Annotated in this window: 19 protein-coding genes and 1 pseudogene; 10 read left to right on the top strand and 10 right to left on the bottom strand. The window is 59.2% G+C overall.

Annotated features, from left to right (window positions below):
- Positions 1-46: 46 nt before the first annotated feature.
- Together P3T25_RS43525 and P3T25_RS43520 are read right to left on the bottom strand one after the other, a co-directional pair.
- Positions 47-190 carry a hypothetical protein gene (locus P3T25_RS43525; RefSeq protein ID WP_429363551.1) on the bottom strand — a complete coding sequence of 48 codons (144 nt, stop codon included), beginning with the start codon at positions 188-190 and terminating at the stop codon, positions 47-49.
- A gap of 169 nt (positions 191-359) precedes the next feature.
- Entirely contained in the window at positions 360-557 is a 198-nt protein-coding gene (locus P3T25_RS43520; protein WP_429363549.1) for a heavy-metal-associated domain-containing protein, read from the bottom strand.
- Positions 558-1,317: 760 nt separating this feature from the next.
- Here P3T25_RS43520 and P3T25_RS43515 point away from each other — a divergent pair.
- The 7 genes from P3T25_RS43515 to P3T25_RS43485 all read left to right on the top strand — a co-directional run bounded on the left by P3T25_RS43515 (position 1,318) and on the right by P3T25_RS43485 (position 6,717).
- A complete protein-coding gene (locus P3T25_RS43515) occupies positions 1,318-1,620 on the top strand; it encodes a hypothetical protein (protein WP_429363545.1) in 303 nt (100 codons plus the stop codon).
- The gene (locus tag P3T25_RS43510) at positions 1,617-3,050 is read left to right on the top strand and encodes a TolC family protein (RefSeq protein WP_429363543.1); all 1,434 of its coding nucleotides are present in this window, start codon (positions 1,617-1,619) and stop codon (positions 3,048-3,050) included. The genes P3T25_RS43515 and P3T25_RS43510 overlap by 4 nt, the downstream gene beginning before the upstream one ends.
- 1 nt (position 3,051) lies before the next feature.
- The gene (locus tag P3T25_RS43505; protein WP_429363541.1) at positions 3,052-4,362 is read left to right on the top strand and encodes a multicopper oxidase family protein; all 1,311 of its coding nucleotides are present in this window, start codon (positions 3,052-3,054) and stop codon (positions 4,360-4,362) included.
- Positions 4,363-4,425: 63 nt separating this feature from the next.
- Positions 4,426-4,776, top strand: a complete 351-nt coding sequence (locus tag P3T25_RS43500; protein WP_408303656.1) for a copper-binding protein — start codon at positions 4,426-4,428, stop codon at positions 4,774-4,776.
- A 67-nt stretch (positions 4,777-4,843) separates the two neighbouring features.
- Complete coding sequence (gene copC / locus P3T25_RS43495) at positions 4,844-5,218, top strand: copper homeostasis periplasmic binding protein CopC (RefSeq protein WP_429363539.1); 375 nt, start codon at positions 4,844-4,846, stop codon at positions 5,216-5,218.
- Positions 5,218-6,156, top strand: coding sequence for a copper resistance D family protein (locus P3T25_RS43490; RefSeq protein ID WP_429363537.1), 939 nt, complete (start codon positions 5,218-5,220; stop codon positions 6,154-6,156). Before copC ends, P3T25_RS43490 begins: the two co-directional genes overlap by 1 nt.
- Before the next feature lie 231 nt (positions 6,157-6,387).
- Positions 6,388-6,717, top strand: coding sequence for a hypothetical protein (locus P3T25_RS43485; RefSeq protein WP_429363535.1), 330 nt, complete (start codon positions 6,388-6,390; stop codon positions 6,715-6,717).
- An 81-nt stretch (positions 6,718-6,798) separates the two neighbouring features.
- Here P3T25_RS43485 and P3T25_RS43480 read toward each other — a convergent pair whose 3' ends face one another.
- From P3T25_RS43480 to P3T25_RS43470, 3 genes are read right to left on the bottom strand one after another with little or no spacing between them, the layout of a single operon-like run.
- Positions 6,799-7,296, bottom strand: a complete 498-nt coding sequence (locus P3T25_RS43480; RefSeq protein WP_429363533.1) for a TPM domain-containing protein — start codon at positions 7,294-7,296, stop codon at positions 6,799-6,801.
- 2 nt (positions 7,297-7,298) lie between these two features.
- On the bottom strand, positions 7,299-8,156 hold the full coding sequence (locus P3T25_RS43475; protein WP_429363531.1) for a TPM domain-containing protein: 858 nt from the start codon (positions 8,154-8,156) through the stop codon (positions 7,299-7,301).
- Complete coding sequence (locus P3T25_RS43470) at positions 8,153-8,773, bottom strand: LemA family protein (protein ID WP_429363529.1); 621 nt, start codon at positions 8,771-8,773, stop codon at positions 8,153-8,155. The genes P3T25_RS43475 and P3T25_RS43470 overlap by 4 nt, the downstream gene beginning before the upstream one ends.
- 776 nt (positions 8,774-9,549) lie before the next feature.
- Here P3T25_RS43470 and P3T25_RS43465 point away from each other — a divergent pair.
- From P3T25_RS43465 to P3T25_RS43455, 3 genes and pseudogenes are all read left to right on the top strand, one after another.
- Positions 9,550-11,983: pseudogene (locus P3T25_RS43465) on the top strand (heavy metal translocating P-type ATPase).
- A gap of 63 nt (positions 11,984-12,046) precedes the next feature.
- Positions 12,047-14,011: a type I restriction endonuclease subunit R gene (locus P3T25_RS43460; protein WP_429363527.1), complete on the top strand. Its 1,965-nt coding sequence runs from the start codon at positions 12,047-12,049 to the stop codon at positions 14,009-14,011.
- Positions 14,012-14,124: 113 nt separating this feature from the next.
- A complete protein-coding gene (locus P3T25_RS43455) occupies positions 14,125-14,328 on the top strand; it encodes a hypothetical protein (RefSeq protein ID WP_429363525.1) in 204 nt (67 codons plus the stop codon).
- Between the two features lie 73 nt (positions 14,329-14,401).
- On the opposite strand, the gene P3T25_RS43450 is transcribed toward P3T25_RS43455, so the two are convergent.
- The 5 genes from P3T25_RS43450 to P3T25_RS43430 form a co-directional block, all read right to left on the bottom strand.
- The gene (locus P3T25_RS43450; protein ID WP_429363523.1) at positions 14,402-15,118 is read right to left on the bottom strand and encodes a hypothetical protein; all 717 of its coding nucleotides are present in this window, start codon (positions 15,116-15,118) and stop codon (positions 14,402-14,404) included.
- A complete protein-coding gene (locus P3T25_RS43445; protein ID WP_429363521.1) occupies positions 15,064-15,684 on the bottom strand; it encodes a 7-cyano-7-deazaguanine synthase in 621 nt (206 codons plus the stop codon). The genes P3T25_RS43450 and P3T25_RS43445 overlap by 55 nt, the downstream gene beginning before the upstream one ends.
- Complete coding sequence (locus P3T25_RS43440; RefSeq protein ID WP_429363519.1) at positions 15,681-16,868, bottom strand: nucleoside 2-deoxyribosyltransferase; 1,188 nt, start codon at positions 16,866-16,868, stop codon at positions 15,681-15,683. Before P3T25_RS43440 ends, P3T25_RS43445 begins: the two co-directional genes overlap by 4 nt.
- 146 nt (positions 16,869-17,014) lie before the next feature.
- On the bottom strand, positions 17,015-17,401 hold the full coding sequence (locus P3T25_RS43435) for a hypothetical protein (RefSeq protein WP_429363517.1): 387 nt from the start codon (positions 17,399-17,401) through the stop codon (positions 17,015-17,017).
- A 173-nt stretch (positions 17,402-17,574) separates the two neighbouring features.
- Positions 17,575-17,991, bottom strand: coding sequence for a hypothetical protein (locus P3T25_RS43430; RefSeq protein ID WP_429363515.1), 417 nt, complete (start codon positions 17,989-17,991; stop codon positions 17,575-17,577).
- Between the last annotated feature and the right edge of the window lie 134 nt (positions 17,992-18,125).

The following is an 18,125-nucleotide window of genomic DNA, read 5'->3' as shown; positions in this document are numbered from 1 at the left end:
TTTCCAGGAACGGGGCGCGCGTTGAGCAACAGGGCCTACATCGCCGCTACCGTGGTGAATAGACCGCGGCCGCGCCAAAAATAAGTTGTAGCACCCATGCACTCCGCCCTTCGAGCTGCTCCCGCATCGCCGACGTCGTTCGCTCCGTCAGCGTCTTGGCTTCGGCCTCGCGACGAGCACGGTCGTCCATCGCCACTCCGGCCAGACAAAGGCCACACAGGCACTGCGGGTTGGCACCCCTTCGGCACTTTGCAATGTCATTTGTCGTAGTGCTTCGCCTGCCAACGCTGCATGAACGCACTCTCATCGTGTTGGGCCTTGAAGATGTGCATGTCAGCTATCTCCGCGGCGCGCTGTGATTACGCGCGGACCGTTGGATGAAACCCCGCGTCCTCGATGGCGGCAACCAGACGCTGAACCGGCAACGCCGAATCGATTTTCACGATTTTTGAGGTGACATCGATGTCGAGCTTCGCTGTCGGGTCGACGTTGGCGACGGCGCGCGTAATCGAGTTGGCACACCCGCCGCATGACATATCCTTAACTTCGAATTCCATTTTTGCCTCCAGTAGCAAATCAGAACCCTCAGCATGAACCTTCCCACTGTAGGAAGGTCAAGAACCGGCGTGACGCGCCTGCCCTTGGTGTCCATCCGAACCGCCTGGACGGCGGCCGGGCGCGGAAAATACAAGGTGAAGGTCGTCCGTTCGGCATGGCTTGCGACGTCGACCTGGCAGTTGTGGTCAAGGGACACGCAGTTACACCCTGAGACGGTTTCGGCCTTACAGTCTTCTTAAACTGCGTGCTAGACTCCGTACCCATGTCTTACTGGCGCAAACTCTTCGTCATCGTGCTGCTGGCATTGAGCCTTCCGGTTCAGTCGTTCGCGGCCGTCTCCATGAAATGCGGGTCTTCGCATTTCGGGAGTGATGTCGCGTCGGCGCAGCATGTGGACGCGGACGAGTCGACTCCGCAGCACCGTCACACGCATGATGTGACGATGGCTGACGGTGACCGTCACGGCCATTCGCATGGCGGCGATGTGCACCATGCCCATTCGTGCTCGACCTGTGCGTCCTGCTGTTTCGGAGGGGCCTTGCCAGCAGCCCCCACAGTAGCGACATCCGCCGACGTTGTTCATTTTGCTGTTCTGTTTCCCACATCGGACCGTGTCGCGTCGTTTCTGACCGACGGCATCGAACGACCTCCCCGAATCTCCCTCGTCTAGTCCTTCTGTCGCGGCCAAAGCCGCAATGCGGAATTTCGACCTGACGGCCGCCTGTCGGCCATCCAGGTGACTTACGACGAGAAAAATCCATGCGAATGTTTATCGCGGCGCTGCCCGGCGCGGCGGCATTGTTGCCGGCGCTCGTGCTCGCCACTACAACACTTCCTGACCCGACAGATGCGGCAGCATCGGTTCCGGCCGTCAGCGTGCCGTCTGTGTTTGCGGACTATCAACCGTATCGTGACCAGAAAGCGCCCACGTGGCAGGAGCTCAATCGGGCAGTGACGACCACGTCCGGAAAGCCGGGGATGAGCCACAGTCAGATGCGGTCAGGCGGCAGCGATGCCATAAATAACGAGCACAGCTCCCATCACGAGGAGCCGGCGAAATGATGCGGCACTTCTTTTCGGGCGTCCGCGTGATTGCTTTCGCGACGGCGGTTGCGTTCTTGGCCGGCTGTACGACCTTTTCGAAGGACGGCGGCTTCAATACCGTTTCGACGACCGCTTCCGAGCGTCTGGGGAAAGACGCCGTACTGCTGAAGACCGACGAAGACCGGGACGCTGTCGCAAAGCGAACGCAGGAACTGCTTTCCAGACCATTGAGCATGGATGACGCAGTCCAGATTGCGCTGCTGAACAACCGGGGCCTGCAGGCCTCGTACGGTGAGCTCGGCATTTCCGAGGCGGACCTGGTTCAGGCCGGACGGCTTCCGAACCCCGGCTTCAGCTTTAGCCGCACGCATGGCGGCAACGACCTGAGCATCAGCCGCACGTTCACGCTCGGATTGTTAAACGTGCTCACATTGCCGCTGGCGACACGCATCGAGAGCCGCCGCTTCGAGCAGACCAAGCTCCTGGCAGCAGACGCGATGCTCAAGGTTGCCGCCGACGCGCGACGGTCCTATATCGGCGCGGTCGCAGCGCAGCAATCTGCCGCTTACGCGGAACAGGTGAAGGATTCGGCGGAGGCCGGCGCCGAACTCGCACTGCGGATGCAGCAGGCTGGCAACTTCAGCAAGCTCGACTACGCTCGCGAGCAGGCGTTTTACGCAGACGCAGTGGCTCAACTGGCGAAAACGCGCCAGAAGTCTGTATCCGCGCGGGAAAAGCTTACGCGGACGATGGGTCTGTGGGGTGCCGGGACGCAGTACACACTTCCCGACCGTCTGCCTGACCTTCCCAAGACCCGGCCTGAGCTGAACGACCTCGAGAGCTTCGCGATGCAGAACCGGCTGGACATCCAGGCGGCAAAGCTGCAGACGCAGAGTGTCGCAAGCTCGTTGGGGCTCAGCAAAGCGACGCGTTTCATCAACGCGCTGGACGTCGGATATCTGAACAATTTCACGACCTCCGACGGCCACGAACAGGGCTATGAAATCAGCGTTGAGATTCCCATCTTCAACTGGGGCGGTTCGAAGGTTGCGCGCGCCGAAGCGATTTACATGCAGTCGGTCAACCGCGTCGCCGAAACCGCGATTAACGCTCGGTCCGAAATCCGGGAGTCGTATTCGGCCTATGTAACCGACTACGACGTTGCAAAGCATTACCGCGACGAAGTCGTACCAATCCGGAAAACCATTTCGGACGAACTGCTGCTTCGCTACAACGGCATGCTCGCGAGCGTATTCGAACTGCTGTCCGATTCACGTGACCAGGTCGGCGCGGTGAACAGCTATATCGACGCACTCAAAGACTACTGGCTCGCGGAAACCGACCTGCAGCAGGCAGTCGGTGGCCGTCTCCCGCCGCTCGCGATGGCTCCAGCGCCATCCGCACCCACGACGCAACCGGCGTCGCCTACAGATTCAGAAGGTAAATGAAATGGTGTCACGTCGAAAATTTATCGGCGGCTCGGGGGCCGCGTTGCTCGGAGCAGCATTGGTGAGCAAGGCTGGTGCTGCGTCGCTGCCTGAGGCGCCCACGATGGCCAAGGCCACGATGGCCAAGGCCACCATGCAACCGCCCCTCACGCCTCCGAATGGACGGCCGTACACGCCTGTTGCCACGCTGAACGGCTGGTCGCTGCCATGGCGCATGAAAAACGGCTGGAAGGAATTTCACCTGACTGCTGAGCCTGTCGTGCGCGAAATGGCTCCGGGTATGAACGCGAATCTTTGGGGTTACAACGGTCAGGCCCCAGGCCCAACCATCGAGGCAGTGGAGGGCGATAAGGTCCGCATCTTCGTGACCAACAAGCTACCGGAGCACACCACCGTTCACTGGCACGGGATGCTGTTGCCATCGGGCATGGATGGCGTCGGAGGGCTCACGCAACCACATATCCCTCCAGGCAAGACGTTCGTCTACGAATTCGAGCTGGAGAAGCACGGCACTTTCATGTATCACCCGCACGCCGACGAGATGGTGCAGATGGCAATGGGGATGATGGGGACGTTCATCGTCCATCCGAAAGACCCCGGTGTCATGCAGGTGGACCGTGACTTCGTGTTCATCATGTCCGCGTACGACATCGACCCGGGCAGTTTCACGCCGCGCGTCAATGAGATGACTGACTTCAACATGTGGACCTGGAATTCGCGGGTCTTTCCAGGCATCGACCCGTTGCCGGTACGTGCGGGGGACCGCGTGCGTATCCGCTTCGGCAATCTGACGATGACCAACCACCCCATCCACCTGCATGGCTATCACTTCGAGGTCGCGGGCACGGATGGCGGATGGATTCCACCGGCTGCACGCTGGCCTGAGGTGACCGCCGATGTCGCGGTCGGCCAGATGCGCGCCATCGAATTCACGGCGAACCGGCCCGGCGACTGGGCGTTTCACTGCCACAAGTCCCACCACACGATGAATGCAATGGGGCACTCCGTACCCAACCTGATTGGCGTGCCGCAGAAGGACCTCGCGAAACGCATCAACAAGCTGGTGCCGGACTACATGGCAATGGGCAGCACAGGCGGTGCGATGGGCGAGATGGAAATGCCGCTCCCCGACAACACGTTGCCGATGATGACCGGCACCGGCCCATTCGGCCCGCTGGAGATGGGCGGCATGTTCACCGTCGTGAAGGTTCGGGAGGGGTTGGGGCGCAAGGACTATCGCGACCCGGGCTGGTTCAAACACCCCAAAGGAACGGTTGCCTACGAATACACCGGCGAGTTGCCGGACAGCTGATTTTGATTCCGCCGGACTCAATACCCGGCTCGTTTTTGTCTTTTAAACACTGGAGAAAGCATGATGAAGAACGTATTTGTATCGATTGCAATTGGCTGCGCATTGGCAATTTCAGCATCGGCCTATGCAGCTGGCGAAATGGGCAACATGGACATGGGCGGTAGCGGCGCCAAGCAGGCTGGCGAGGCAAAGGGCGGCATGTCGCATGGGGAAATCAAGAAGGTTGACGCGGCAGCCGGAAAGCTGACCATCAAGCACGGCCCGCTGGAAAACCTGGGCATGGACGCCATGACGATGGTGTTCAAGGTCAAGGACCCGGCAATGATTTCGCAGGTCAAGGTCGGCGACAAGATTGATTTTGTGGCCGAAGAAGTTGACGGCGCACTGACGGTGACGAAGCTGCAGAAGAAGTAAGGGTTCACGGGGTGTTGCGACCTAACGCAGGCAACACCCACTTTGACTATTCAGGATGCGCAAGAACATGAAAACATTCACTCGCAAGCAGCTCACGGGACTGGCCACGGCGGCCGCAATCGCACTGGTGCCGGCTGCCGCGTTCGCACACGGCAAGCTCGAAAACGCCGTTCCTGCGTCCGGTGCCACCCTCGATGCGGCACCGGACGCGCTGCGGCTAACTTTCAACGAAGACCTTGAGTCCACTTTCAGCACGGTGAAAGTGTCCGATGCAAACGGCGCCGCCGTGACCAGGGAAAAGGCCAAGGTCGACGCTTCTAACCCGCGCGTGCTGGCGATAGCTCTCCCGAAGCTGTCGTCCGGCTCGTACTCTGTGCAGTGGTCTGTCATGACACATGATGCCCATAAGACCAAGGGCACGTACACCTTCCAGGTGAAGTGATGAACGACGGTCTCCTTGGCATCCTGCGGCTTGCTTTCGTTGCGCTGCAAAACCTTGGCTTTGCGGTTGCCGTAGGCGTACTGCTCAGTGACCGGTGGCTCGCGCGCCGAGCATCGTCGTGGCAGGCGAGCGTTAGCCAGCGGCTTGTTAGCGCCCTGCGTATCGCATCTGTCGGCGCGCTGCTGTCGAGCACGTTCGCCTTCTGGATTCATTGTGCGTTGATGAGCGAGTCCACACTTCCTGAGGCGGGGCCCGCTGTCCGCTCGATGCTGGTCGAGACCGGCTTTGGTCACGCATGGCTGGTCGGCGCCGGGCTGATGCTATGTGTGGTCATCCTTTCCTTTATCCAGGCAGGGAAATCAATCCGGTTTTCTCTGGCCATCTGGTTAGCGCTGGCTGGAGTTGCGCTGGCTCGCAGCAATGGAGGACATCCGGTCGATGCTGGCTTGTTCAGCCTGCCGGTATGGGCGGACTGGGTACATCTGCTCGCCATCAGTGCGTGGGTGGGGCTTGTACTGGTTGCGACGTACGTTGTTGCGCCACGTTTTTTCCACGCGCCGGGAAGCGAGCGTGTGAACAGCGCGGCCTATATCCAGTCCCTGTCGGATGCCGCAACGCTTGCGCTGGTCATCCTTTTTGCTACAGGCGCCTATAACGGCTGGCGTGGCGTCAGGTCGCCGGGCGACCTTCTGGAATCGGGCTATGGGCAGATTCTGTTGTTGAAGCTCGCGCTGGTGTTCGTGGCTGCCGTCCTCGGAGGACACAACCGTTTCTTCGAAATGCCCAAGCTGCTCGCATCGTTGAAGAATGCCTCCTCGACGTCACCCCTGAAGCCTCTAAAACGCTTTGCCGCCGTGTTGCATGTCGAATCGGTGGTGCTTGCGGGTGTGCTTGTCGCTGCTGCTATCCTTGTGTCTAGTCCGTTACCTGGCACGTGACGACAACAAAGGAGTTCGCCGGATACCAGACGTTTTGTGTAACTGGTGCAACACTTAATGCAGTTCCGCGCCGAGAGGTAGCCAGTGTTAGATATCGAGACGAGAAAGCGCCGGACATATCATCGGCCTCTTTGCGCCTGGCTTCTAGCGGCCACAGGCGCTGCGACAATCCTCATCGGCATCTATTTCATATTCATACGGCCGCCCTTGCTGCCGGAAGACCTGCGCTACATGGGGACGTCCAGCGAACGTTTGCTGGCTGCAACGCCCAAACTCGCTCGCTGGCTCGGATTGGTCTTCACGGTTCTCGGTGGCTACATCGTGGGCGCGGGCGTGCTGCTCGCGCATCTGGCACTCGGCGCCTTTGCCGGACGCAAACCCTACGCTTTTTTGGTGGCTGCGCTGGGCGGCGGCTTCACGATTGGATTGATGTCCGTTGTGAATCTGGTCATCGATTCGGATTTCAAGTTCATCCCATTGGCGATTACGGCGCTGTGGCTCGCGGCGCTCATTTGCTATGGCTTTACGACGCGCGGACCGTCCGGGGTCGGCCTGGATTAGAGTTCGAAGCCCGGGCGTCCCTAGCGTCGCATGGGCTAGCGACTATGAGGTGCGCGTCGTGCCAAGTCTAAATTCACGATTTCACAGTACGATTGGCGAGACTGGCAATTCACCCTTCTCGGGCTGGGCAACAGGAAAGTGCGTTGCCAACAGTTCTGTCACCCTCCGTACACCTCGAACAGCACCAGATTCGTATCGACCTCGCCTGAACTCGCTTTCCATCTCGCGGCAGATTGTCTCCCACTCATCCCAACCGACTCTCACATGAATGCCCCGGTCCGCCACAATCTCGACGTCCCGGTCGGCTAGCAGAAGATAGATGAGGACGCCGTTGTTATGCTCGGTGTCCCAGACGCGAAGCTCCGAAAACACCTCAATCGCGCGTTGTCTCGCGGACTCTCCGGTCAACAGGGCAGTGCTGTGCAGCGCGCCTTCGACCGCGAACCGAATCTGGCCGATGTGCGCCCGATGACTCTCGCTGACGGCGTTCCCAATTGCTGTGAGCGAGCGGGCGGGAAACGCTGAATTTACATGCCAGCGGGTCATAAACAGATGTCTGATGATTCGATACAGGTTCATGATTACCACCTGCCGGAGGCGCCGCCGCCGCCAAAGCCGCCTCCGCCTCCGCTGAAAGTGTTGCGAGCTGAGCCGCCGCCCAATCCGCCGCGTCCACCACCGATGTAGCGGCCGCCGACGTAAGCACCAAGTCCACTGCCTACCAACGTAAAGGCAAGCGCGATTGCTCCGGCGAGGATGGCTGCGAGAAACGTTCCAGATAGCAGCCATGCCAATACGCCAATAGCACCGCCAGTAACGACGGCACCTGGGAATCGCCCGATTATCGAGCGCAAGACGCCTCCAGCCACTACGGTTAACACGAAAAGTATCGGTAACAGTTGGCCGACCCCGCTATAACCGCCGCGACTTTTTGCCGGTGCAGGTAACGGCTCCCCGCTAACAACGCGAATGATGCTATCTACGCCGGCCGCGATGCCGCCGTAGAAATCGCCCTGCTTGAATCGTGGAACAATGGTTTCATTGATGATGCGATTACTGGTCGCGTCGTTGAGCGCCCCCTCCAGTCCATATCCAACCTCTATACGCAGCGCGCGGTCGTTCTTTGCAACAATCAGCAACGCACCGTCGTCGACGTTCTTCCGACCAAGCTTCCATTGTTCAGCCACGCGTATCGAATATTGCTCGATGGTTTCTGGCAGCGTCGTTGGAACAATCAGTACGGAAATCTGACTGCCTTTCTGCGCCTCGAAGTTCTTTAAAGTTTGCTCGAGGTTGGCACGTTGCTCGCCCGTGAGTGTTCCGGTTTCGTCGGTGACGCGAGCCGTCAGCGTCGGAACCGGGACATCGGCGCGGGCGCCAGCGCCGCCGAAGGCGAGGAAAGCGACTAATAGCGCAAGCGCAGTGCGGAGGATGTTCAATTGGTCACCCCGGCGGCTGACGACGGAGCAGCGCCAAAATCTACTCGTGGCGGCCTCGAAATCTCTGCCTCGTTAGCGACAGAGAAGTTCGGCTTCTCCTGGTAACTGAGGGCTTTTGCGGTCAGGTTGTTCGGGAACGACCTGACAGTGATGTTGTACTCCTGAACCGCCTTGATGTATCTGTTGCGCGCAACGGCAATCCGATTTTCTGTCCCTTCGAGCTGGGCTTGCAGGTCCCTGAAGTTCGCGTCAGATTTCAACTGAGGATAGTTCTCGGAGACAAGCAGAAGTCTTGAAAGTGAGGATGTAAGTTGCCCCTGAGCAGCCTCGAACTTTGCAAATGCCTGAGGGTCAGCAAGAAGCTCGGGCGTTGCCTTGATGGAACCCACTTGTGAACGGGCCTCCGTGACGCGCGTCAGGACATCCTTCTCCTGGTTTGCGTATCCCTTAACGGTATTAACAAGGTTCGGAACAAGGTCTGCACGACGCTGATACTGGTTCAGCACCTCCGACCAGCTTGCCTTGACCTGTTCGTCCTGCGTCTGGATGGCGTTGTACCCGCACCCGGAAAGCCCAAGTGCAAGGGCCACGATGAAGTAAGTCAGTAATGTTCGCATGTTCGTTCTCGATGCACGTAGCACGGTACCCGGATTTCAGCCACGGCGCGCTGCGGCACCAGGCGCTCTGCCATTGATGTCGCACGGGTTTGGGATGCGGAAAAGCGCTGCATCTAGCTAAGGTATTTGAGGCAAGGTACGCGGCTTGGACGCGGAAGTCTTGATGCAGGTCAACAGAAAACTGTACGGAACCGTACGCATTGTTACGGAGAACATATGTTTTCGGCGCAGCGCCAAGATGAATTCGGAGTATTGCAGTTGATTAACCCATCGTACGCCGTCCACGACGCGCCGTCGTGATTTATTGCGCCATGTCAAAAACGGCCGACGTTGTCCAAATACACTGAATTTGAGTCGGACACAGTTGACATCAAATAACTACCTAGGGGGCCGTATGAAAGCATGAGGCCGAAGACCGTATTAGCCGTCGCAATGTCGGGGTCCGTAGCGTTCTCGGCCGAGTCGGCGACAAGTCCCGAACATGAAGCACATGGCCATTCGGACGACGCTCCAGCTACGAACGGCGCGAATTCCTCCCAGTTTGATGCGCAGCATGCAGGCGATAGACAAAAAATGATGGCGACAAAGACGCAGCAGGAACATGCTGCACTCGTGAATGAACAAAAGAAGACCATGCTGGACGGGCGTCTTCATGTACGTGAGGCTCGCGAAGCAGGAGGAGCGGGAATCCGAGCATCGATTCGGACAAGTGTGGCGCGACTTAGCGGCGCTGACTCCGCGTTTTATCCCGAAGCTGTCGGGTAAAGACGCTGCGCATGTTCACTGAAGACGATGGGGGCTACTATGCCCAAGTCAGATATTGCGGTACCCGGTGTCGCCGGCCTCCCCACCATGCATGTGCCGGCGGTGCCCGATACGACCGAGGTCGTTGACCCGGTTTGTGGAATGAAGGTCGCAACAGACTCCGCCTATCGCAACTCGTATCTGCACAGGACGTATTACTTCTGCAGCGACAAATGCCTGGAAGCTTTCCGGGCAGGGCCGGACAAGTACCTCGGCCCGATGACGAAAGCCGCTAGCGCGCCGGGTCCTGTCGGTGTCATCTATACGTGCCCGATGCATCCCCAAATACGAGCTTCTGCACCGGGCCCGTGCCCTATCTGTGGTATGGCCCTTGAGCCACTCGTTCCGGTCGCTGAGGAAGGCAGAAACCTTGAGTTGGAGTCGATGACGCGACGCTTCTGGGTCGCGCTTGTGCTGTCGATTCCGCTGCTCTTCATGACAATGGGTCGAATGATATTGCCGTTCGACCTCGACGCGGCACTCAACCAACTCTTTGCCGCATGGGCGCTGCCTCACTGGATGCCAGCGTCATGGTCGCAATGCGTTCAGGCGGTGCTTGCGACGCCAGTCGTGCTTTGGGCGGGGTGGCCGTTTCTGGAGCGCGGGTGGAAATCGTTCGTGACCTGGCAACTGAACATGTTCAGCCTCATCGGCTTGGGCGTAGCTGCGGCATACGTGTTCAGCGTATTTGCGCTGTTCTTTCCGGAGGCGTTGCCACAGGCATTCAGGCGCGGGCACGAGTTGCCGCTCTATTTCGAGGCTGCGTCGGTCATCGTGGCGCTTGTGCTCCTCGGACAGGTGCTCGAGCTGCGTGCACGCTCGCGCACGTCGAGCGCCATTCGGGATTTGCTGCATCTTGCGCCGCACACGGCGGAGCGCGTTAAGCCGGACGGGTCGGAAGAGACTGTGACGCTGGAAGCTGTTGCGGTCGGCGACACGCTTCGGGTAAAGCCGGGTTCGAAGATACCGGTCGACGGTGTTGTCATTGATGGCGGCTCGAGCGTCGACGAATCGATGATTACGGGCGAATCGATGCCTGCTGAAAAGGTTGCGGGTAGCAAGGTAACCGGTGCGACGGTCAATCAGACCGGAACGTTTCTGATGCGAGCCGAAAGAATTGGCTCAGACACGCTGCTCGCGAGAATCGTACAAATGGTCGCGGAGGCCGGGCGTTCACGCGCGCCGATTCAGAAACTCGCTGACCAGGTGGCGCGCTGGTTCGTGCTGACGGTTCTCGCCATTGCAGCCCTTTCGTTTGTCCTCTGGGCGGTAGTAGGACCAGCGCCGGCCTTGGCGAACGCGTTGGTTGTTGCCATTAGCGTTCTCATCATTGCCTGCCCGTGTGCGCTCGGTCTCGCTACCCCGGTATCCATCATCGTAGGCGTCGGCCGCGGCGCCAAAGAGGGCGTGCTCATAAAAGATGCGGAAGCACTCGAATTGATGGAGAAAGTCGATACCGTTGTTGTCGACAAGACCGGCACGCTGACCGAAGGGAAGCCACGCGTCCAGGTCGTGGTCGCGTTAAGCGGTCAACCGGAATCCCTCGTACTCGGCTATGCGTCCAGTCTTGAGGGTGCGAGTGAGCACCCTCTCGCCCAGGCAATCATCGCGCGTGCGAAGGAGTCGGGCGCGCCAACGAGTCGGGTCGACTCGTTCCAGTCGGTTCCCGGTAAAGGCGTGACAGGAAAAATCGACAGTCACGTGGTGGCCTTGGGCAACACACGGCTGATGGAAGACGCCGCGGTCGACTACTCTTCGGTCGCGCTTGACTCGGACAAGTTGCGCGAGGCGGGGCAGACCGTCATGTATCTCGCAATAGACGGCAAACTCGCAGGTTACGTTGGTGTCGCTGACCCGGTGAAGGAAACGACGCCCGACGCAGTGCGTCAGTTGCGAGCTTCTGGCATCAGGATTGTGATGCTCACCGGTGACAACCCCGTCACCGCGAACGCGGTCGCGAAGGCGCTGGCGCTTGATGGCGTCAAAGCAGGTGTGCTACCCGAGGACAAGTACAAGCATGTCCAGGAGCTTCAGCGGCAGGGACACGTCGTCGCCATGGCCGGCGACGGCGTAAACGATGCGCCCGCGCTCGCGCAGGCCAACGTCGGCATCGCTATGGGAACGGGGACTGATGTTGCGATGAACAGTGCGCGCGTGGTGCTGGTCAAGGGTGACCTGCGCGGCATTGCGCGGGCACGCGCGTTGAGTGTCGCCACGATGCGGAACATTCGCCAGAATCTATTTTTTGCGTTCGCGTACAACGCGGTGGGAATACCCGTTGCGGCCGGGGTCCTCTATCCGTGGCTCGGCATTGTGCTCAGCCCGATTATCGCCAGCGCGGCGATGGCATTGAGTTCAGTCTCTGTCATCGGGAACGCGCTGCGGCTACGGACCGCCAGGGCGTGATGAATCCTTCCAAGCGTTTGGTATCTCGCATCGGTTGCAGCGCCGAGCCGGCTCGGCGCCAAGTTGCCGTTTTCGACGACCGCTGACACGAGCTTCAGCAGACGAGACACATACCTTATCGAGACAGAGTGGTCAGGTATCGCCGACGAGGCACACCGCACCCAGTACGGATTCGAGGCGCAACTGAAAGGCAAACCGGGCCAAGAAAAGTATCAGGTTGGCTACGCGCAGCATCTGCGCGATGCGCTGCCCAACGCCACTTTCGTTGCCTTTACCGGCACGCCGGTATCGAGCGAGGACCGTGACACGCGTGCCGTGTTCGGCGAGTATATTCACGTCTACGACATGCAGCAGGCCAAGGAGGACGGCGCCACGGTCGCCATCTACTTCGAGTCGCGCCTGGCCAAGCTGTCGCTCAAGGCCGAGGACCTGCCGCACATCGACGCGGAAGTGGACGAACTGGCCGAGGACGAAGAGGAAAACGAGCAGGCCAAACTCAAGAGCCGCTGGGCCGTGCTGGAAAAGGTGGTCGGCGCGGAGCCGCGTGTTGCCGCCGTGGCGACCGACCTCGTCGCGCACTTCGAGGAGCGGAACAAGGCGCAGAACGGCAAGGCCATGGTGGTGGCGATGAGTCGCGAGATTTGCGTCCAGCTCTACGACGAAATCATCAAACAGCGCCCCGACTGGCACGACCCGGCCCCAGAGAAAGGCGCCATCAAAATTGTCATGACGGGCTCAGCGAGTGATAAGGCGCTGCTGCGGCCACATATCTACAGCGGCCAGGTCAAGAAGCGGCTGGAAAAGCGTTTCAAGGACCCGGCGGACCCGCTGCGCATCGTCATCGTGCGCGACATGTGGCTGACGGGTTTCGATGCGCCCTGCGTGCACACGCTGTACGTGGACAAGCCTATGAAGGACCACAACCTGATGCAGGCCATTGCCCGGGTGAACCGCGTCTTCAAGGACAAGCAGGGCGGACTGGTGGTCGATTACATCGGCATCGCCAACGAGCTGAAGGGCGCGCTGAAGGAATACACCGCCAGCAATGGACGAGGACGCCCGACGGTTGACGCGGCCGAGGCGTATTCCGTGCTCGAGGAGAAGCTCGACATCCTGCGCGGCATGCTCCATGGCTACGACTACAGCGACTTCCTGACCGGAGGTCACAAGTGCCTCGCTGGCGCAGCCAACCACGTATTGGGGTTGAAGGATGGCAAGAAGCGCTTCGCCGACACGGCGCTTGCCATGAGCAAGGCCTTTACGCTGTGCTGCACGCTCGACGAAGCCAAGGCTGTGCGCGAGGAAGTGGCCTTCATGCAGGCCGTGAAGGTCATATTGACCAAGCGCGAGCTGAGCGACAAGAAGAAGACCAACGAGGAGCGTGAACTCGCCATCCGACAAATCATCAGCTCGGCCGTCGTGTCCGAGAAGGTGGTGGATGTTTTCGAGGCGGTCGGCCTCGAAAAGCCGAACATCGGAATCCTCGACGAGGCCTTCCTTGCCGAAGTCCGCAACCTGCCCGAACGCAATCTCGCCGTCGAGCTGCTCGAGCGGCTGCTGGAAGGTGAAATCAAGAGCCGCTTCTCGGGCAACGTGGTACAGGAGAAGAAGTTCTCCGAGATGCTCGCCAACGTCGTGACGCGCTACCAGAATCGTGCGATTGAAACAGCCCAGGTCATTGAAGAGCTCATCGACATGGCCAAGAAGTTCCAAGCCGCTGCGACCCGGGGCGAGGAATTGGGCCTGACAGAAGACGAAATCCGCTTCTATGACGCGCTCGCCAACAACGAGTCCGCCGTCCGCGAGCTTACTGACGAGACCCTGAAGAAGATTGCCCACGAACTCACCGAAAACCTGCGCCAGAACATCACGGTGGATTGGTCAGAGCGGGAGAGCGTGCGGGCCAAACTGCGACTGATGGTCAAGCGCATCCTGCGCAAATATAAGTATCCACCGGACCAGCAAGACGGTGCGGTGGAGCTGGTTCTGCAGCAGGCACAGGCGTTGGGGGAGGCATGGAGCTATTAGCCGGTAAGTCTCGAGGCGGGTAGCCAAGTGCGGAGATGCGGCGTTGCGTGTGGCCCTTCTTTATCGTTGTGCAACTGAAAATGGGCTTTACCGCGAGCTAGCGCAAAGCTCCGATGCCATTCTATATCGGCGCGCCCTACAATCAGAGCGCGTACGCCTATGGCATCAACGTCCATGTAGGTCCCGTTTCCGGATGGCAACCTCCACGGGCGCCGGCGAGCGAAGAGAAGAGCATTCTCGGGCGCTTCAAAGACACGTTGAACTCGCCGCTCGCGTGGGTGCAGTCGGTCAGCGCGCGATTTCGTCGCGCCTCGTAACAGCCGACGGCGGAGTGGCCGCAGAGCTATTATGACGCCGCGCTTCAGGAGACTGTGGCGTCAACTACAGACTTCAGACTCCGAGGGTCAACTGCACCTGAGCCGGCGCCGCCGCTCGGCGCCAGAGCCAGGCATCAAACTCGCGTCGCGGCAGCGACAGAAGGTCGGCTGCGCAGCAAAACGACTTGCGCAGGAAGTGATAGTCATCGTTCTCGACACCTACCGTCTTTGCAAACGTCCGCACGTGGCGGTCAACTGCGATGGAGTCGATGCCGACAAGGCACGCCATGTAATCTACGGTTTTCGGACCGATACCGTTGACGGTCTGAATCGCGTCGCAAAACTCGTCTGATGCCAGAGCTGCACGCAAATCCTGAACGTCCTCAATTCCCCAATCCTTCAGGAAAGTCACCAGGCCTTCGAAGCGGCTTACCTTCTCATGGTGACGCCAGTTCAGAAATACACCCGACTTGCCATCCTGAATCAGCGCAACCAATGAGGAAATTGTCTGGCGATTCGGGTGCACCCGCAGTATGGTCAGCACCCGCGGGCGCACGACGTTCGTGTAGTTGAGTCCAGCCTGAAGCACGGAATCCGCAAGAACGGCACCTAGGTGCTCGCACGTAGCACGCGAATGCTTCTCCTCGAAAAGCGCACCCTCGTCCTTCGCATGGTTGGCGATGCGGCGCGCTGCAAGCAACACCTCGATGGCGGCCCCTTTGGCTCCAGTCCCGCTCATACGAGCTTCGCCTCTTTCAATGCATTCAGGCGCTCGACGCAGTTCGGACATGCGCCGCACGGAAACTGTGCAGACGCCTGACACGAGTAGGTCCGGCCGATAGGCACGCCAAGCTCCGCAGCCGCCCGAGCCACGTCTGCCTTGGACGAGTAGCGGAACGGAGAGTGGAAGCGAACGGGACCAATGCTCGATGTGAGTCCGTCGAGGCTGTTCATAAACGCGGTAGTGCAGTCAATTTCTTTGGCGTGGTTGCTGTTGATGAAGCCAGTATAGACATCTAGGATATCGACCGTCTGTGCGCGCGCAGCAGCAGCGGCGAAGAACAGCATCGTCCGGTACGGAATGTACAAGTCGTCGTCCTTGACCTCCTCCGTCCAGAGGTCAGCTTCGCGAATCAGCCGGGACTGCGAACCTCTGAAGATGTCCGATATGTTGAACCGCTCAGGCCGCTGCATATCGGCAGGCAAAACTTCGTTAACGCGACTCCACTCCACTTCGACGCAATGCTGCCCGTAGTCAAAAAAGATTGGTACGACCTCAACGCCCGTTGCCGTGAGTTGGTACCCAACGGTCGTTGAGTCCAGCCCGCCTGAGGCCAGAAGAAGCGCTTTTTTCATGGCGATTCGGCCCTCAATTTGGCAAGAGCGTCGAAGGTGCCATTGAGGCACGCATCAAGGTCCGCGGAGTATACCGAACTTCCGACGACCACCATCGTGTTCTCATTTTCCTTCCGAGGGTCGTAGGTGATGACGGGCTTGCCCATCTCGATTGCCATGCCGATTTCGACGAGCGTGCCAGGGTCACGGTCGAGAGGAACTGCGAAGACCGCATCGCATTCCTTCAGCAGTTGACAGTCCATGAGATACGTGCGACGCAGGTCGCCATCGCTCGCGGGCCGCTTCAACTCCCCGTTCTCCAGGATAGGACGCCGCACCCTGAAGTTGTGATACGTGAGGCTATCCACAGCACGGTCGAGTTCCTGCTTCTCGACGTACGAGACGTCCGGGCCGGCAAGGTAGACGGAGTAACGCGGTCGGTCGTGCCACGGAAGCATGGTCCCACCCAGCACCTGCAGCACATCCAACGAAAGCAGGAATCCGCGCTCCACATCGCGCTTGATGTCGTCAGGAAACGTCGACTGCGAGTACACCGTCGCAGCCTGGCATCCGCGCCATGCCGCCTCCTTCCATCCCTTGTGAGAGAGGCCGACCATCACAGAGGAATAGACGTCGCCCACGCCGACAGAGTTGACGGTCTTACCCAGCGTTGCGGGGATTTCTTCGACGCCACCATCGCTCAAATCGAAGAGCCGGCTACCGCCACGATTCTCCTTGAGCAGGAAAACATCCGGCGACAACGTCCTCACCGCATCTATCAACCCATCAACGTCGTCCTTGCCGAGCGCCCCGAACAGCGAAGACGACGTGGAGATAATTACCGCCTGCACGCGCCCGTTGAACGCCTTGAGCGACGACAGGTCATCGAGGTCATACGCGATGTCGAACGAGAACCGTGCGTCCTTCGAAAATGCGTCGGAAAGAGCACTGATGTCGAACCGGCCAGGGAAGACGACGACCTTCTCGTAAGCATCGAGGCTCGGCAGCGGGTCGTGGAATTTCACTACCTTGGTGTCACGCATCAAGTCTTCATAGCCTTGAGACGAAACCTCCGTCGCGTCACCGATGAGGATGACGTTCGGGGCGCCGACGACGTCGCCGAGCCAGATGAACTCTTTGCACCCGCACTTCGCCAGATAACGCTTAGCTTCGTCAACGAGATACTGCGGACAGAACGCCGCCACAGCGTAGTCGAGCCCTGCAGCCCAGAGTCCCCGCGCAGCGTGCCCTACCCCACCCAAACGAAGCTTGCACTTTGCACCATGTTGAGCAAGCGTAAAGTCGACAACAAGCTCCCCAACAATCAGAACTGCGTTTGTTTGAGTCATGACTATTGCGGAACGAAGTCAGCCGCTACGGTGGGGACCGGCGCGACTGCGGACGAACTCACCACTCCAACATAAGTCACGTCGCTTGCGAGGCATGCCGCGAGATAATTGAACAACGTGGGAAGTGCTCCTACCTTAACGCCGTTCACGTCGACTGCGAAGATGCGTTTCATGTCGAAGACAATGGCCAGTTGGTCGCCAGCGGCAGGGACATTCCGGAATTGCGAATAGTAGTCGCTGTTTCCGACGTCCTCCAGCAGCGCGTGGAACGCTTGCTTGCATCTGTCAACACCGCTCGCACCGCCTGCCATGCCAGCTCCGTCTCCCTCGACTTCCTTGGCCTTTGTACCTGGATAGTCCGAAAACGAACCCGAGCCTGAGCTTCCCATAATTCCCTCGTCGCGTGGTTGATGAAGTCTTTTCCTGCGGTGTACGTGCGTTTTCCTCTGAGTAAGTCTACAAAAGACCTCCTTTGGGGTACCGAACCCTACACGTCTTAGAACGACCGCCGTTGTCGTGCGTCTGATACTCGGCCTCAATGAAGCGTTGGTAATTAGCGAGGCTACGCCGTGTCTTGCGTTGCGAAATCGCTGAAATCACTACTTTGTGCCGTGACTCGTGCCTCATACCTTGCAATGATTTTGCTTATCTCGGGGTCACCTACTCGCTCCTCGGCTGCCTTTAGTTCAGCAATAGCGTCGTCGAAAACTTCATATGCGCCGGTCAGCTTGCACAGTTCGATGCCAACTTCGCAGTAAGCTGACAGCACGCTCTTGTGATTTGGAAACCTTGCAATGCTGACGATGGCCAGTTCCCGTGCCTGATTCAGAATAGCAGTTCGGTCTTCCTTGAGGAGCCCAGGCGAACGCATTGCCCGGGACGTAAGCAGGCGGATTTGATAGCGGGAGACGGGGCCGTCACGCCCAAAATCCTTATCAAAAATTCTGAGTTCGGTCTCGGCCTTCTCGAACTCGCCCATATCAATCAGATTTCTGATGAGCCTGTGTCGAGGCACTCGTGAACCGCCCCGGATTTGGTGGAGGCTCCAATTCTTGAGAAAATGGAGCTATGAACAAGTCGAACAAATTTTCTGCTGAAGTCCGCGAGCGTGCT

This window comes from Paraburkholderia sp. GAS32 (assembly GCF_050434225.1).
Taxonomy (GTDB): Bacteria; Pseudomonadota; Gammaproteobacteria; order Burkholderiales; family Burkholderiaceae; genus Paraburkholderia; species Paraburkholderia madseniana.
This window is presented reverse-complemented; position numbering and strand designations above follow the sequence as displayed.

What these genes read in the sequence shown, in the direction of transcription:
- P3T25_RS43525 (WP_429363551.1), bottom strand. Translation starts at nt 190, where the DNA reads ATGGACGACCGTGCTCGTCGCGAGGCCGAAGCCAAGACGCTGACGGAG.
- P3T25_RS43520 (WP_429363549.1), bottom strand. Translation starts at nt 557, where the DNA reads ATGGAATTCGAAGTTAAGGATATGTCATGCGGCGGGTGTGCCAACTCG.
- P3T25_RS43515 (WP_429363545.1), top strand. Translation starts at nt 1,318, where the DNA reads ATGCGAATGTTTATCGCGGCGCTGCCCGGCGCGGCGGCATTGTTGCCG.
- P3T25_RS43510 (WP_429363543.1), top strand. Translation starts at nt 1,617, where the DNA reads ATGATGCGGCACTTCTTTTCGGGCGTCCGCGTGATTGCTTTCGCGACG.
- P3T25_RS43505 (WP_429363541.1), top strand. Translation starts at nt 3,052, where the DNA reads ATGGTGTCACGTCGAAAATTTATCGGCGGCTCGGGGGCCGCGTTGCTC.
- P3T25_RS43500 (WP_408303656.1), top strand. Translation starts at nt 4,426, where the DNA reads ATGAAGAACGTATTTGTATCGATTGCAATTGGCTGCGCATTGGCAATT.
- copC (WP_429363539.1), top strand. Translation starts at nt 4,844, where the DNA reads ATGAAAACATTCACTCGCAAGCAGCTCACGGGACTGGCCACGGCGGCC.
- P3T25_RS43490 (WP_429363537.1), top strand. Translation starts at nt 5,218, where the DNA reads ATGAACGACGGTCTCCTTGGCATCCTGCGGCTTGCTTTCGTTGCGCTG.
- P3T25_RS43485 (WP_429363535.1), top strand. Translation starts at nt 6,388, where the DNA reads ATGGGGACGTCCAGCGAACGTTTGCTGGCTGCAACGCCCAAACTCGCT.
- P3T25_RS43480 (WP_429363533.1), bottom strand. Translation starts at nt 7,296, where the DNA reads ATGAACCTGTATCGAATCATCAGACATCTGTTTATGACCCGCTGGCAT.
- P3T25_RS43470 (WP_429363529.1), bottom strand. Translation starts at nt 8,773, where the DNA reads ATGCGAACATTACTGACTTACTTCATCGTGGCCCTTGCACTTGGGCTT.
- P3T25_RS43455 (WP_429363525.1), top strand. Translation starts at nt 14,125, where the DNA reads ATGCCATTCTATATCGGCGCGCCCTACAATCAGAGCGCGTACGCCTAT.
- P3T25_RS43450 (WP_429363523.1), bottom strand. Translation starts at nt 15,118, where the DNA reads ATGTCCGAACTGCGTCGAGCGCCTGAATGCATTGAAAGAGGCGAAGCT.
- P3T25_RS43445 (WP_429363521.1), bottom strand. Translation starts at nt 15,684, where the DNA reads ATGAAAAAAGCGCTTCTTCTGGCCTCAGGCGGGCTGGACTCAACGACC.
- P3T25_RS43435 (WP_429363517.1), bottom strand. Translation starts at nt 17,401, where the DNA reads ATGGGAAGCTCAGGCTCGGGTTCGTTTTCGGACTATCCAGGTACAAAG.
- P3T25_RS43430 (WP_429363515.1), bottom strand. Translation starts at nt 17,991, where the DNA reads ATGGGCGAGTTCGAGAAGGCCGAGACCGAACTCAGAATTTTTGATAAG.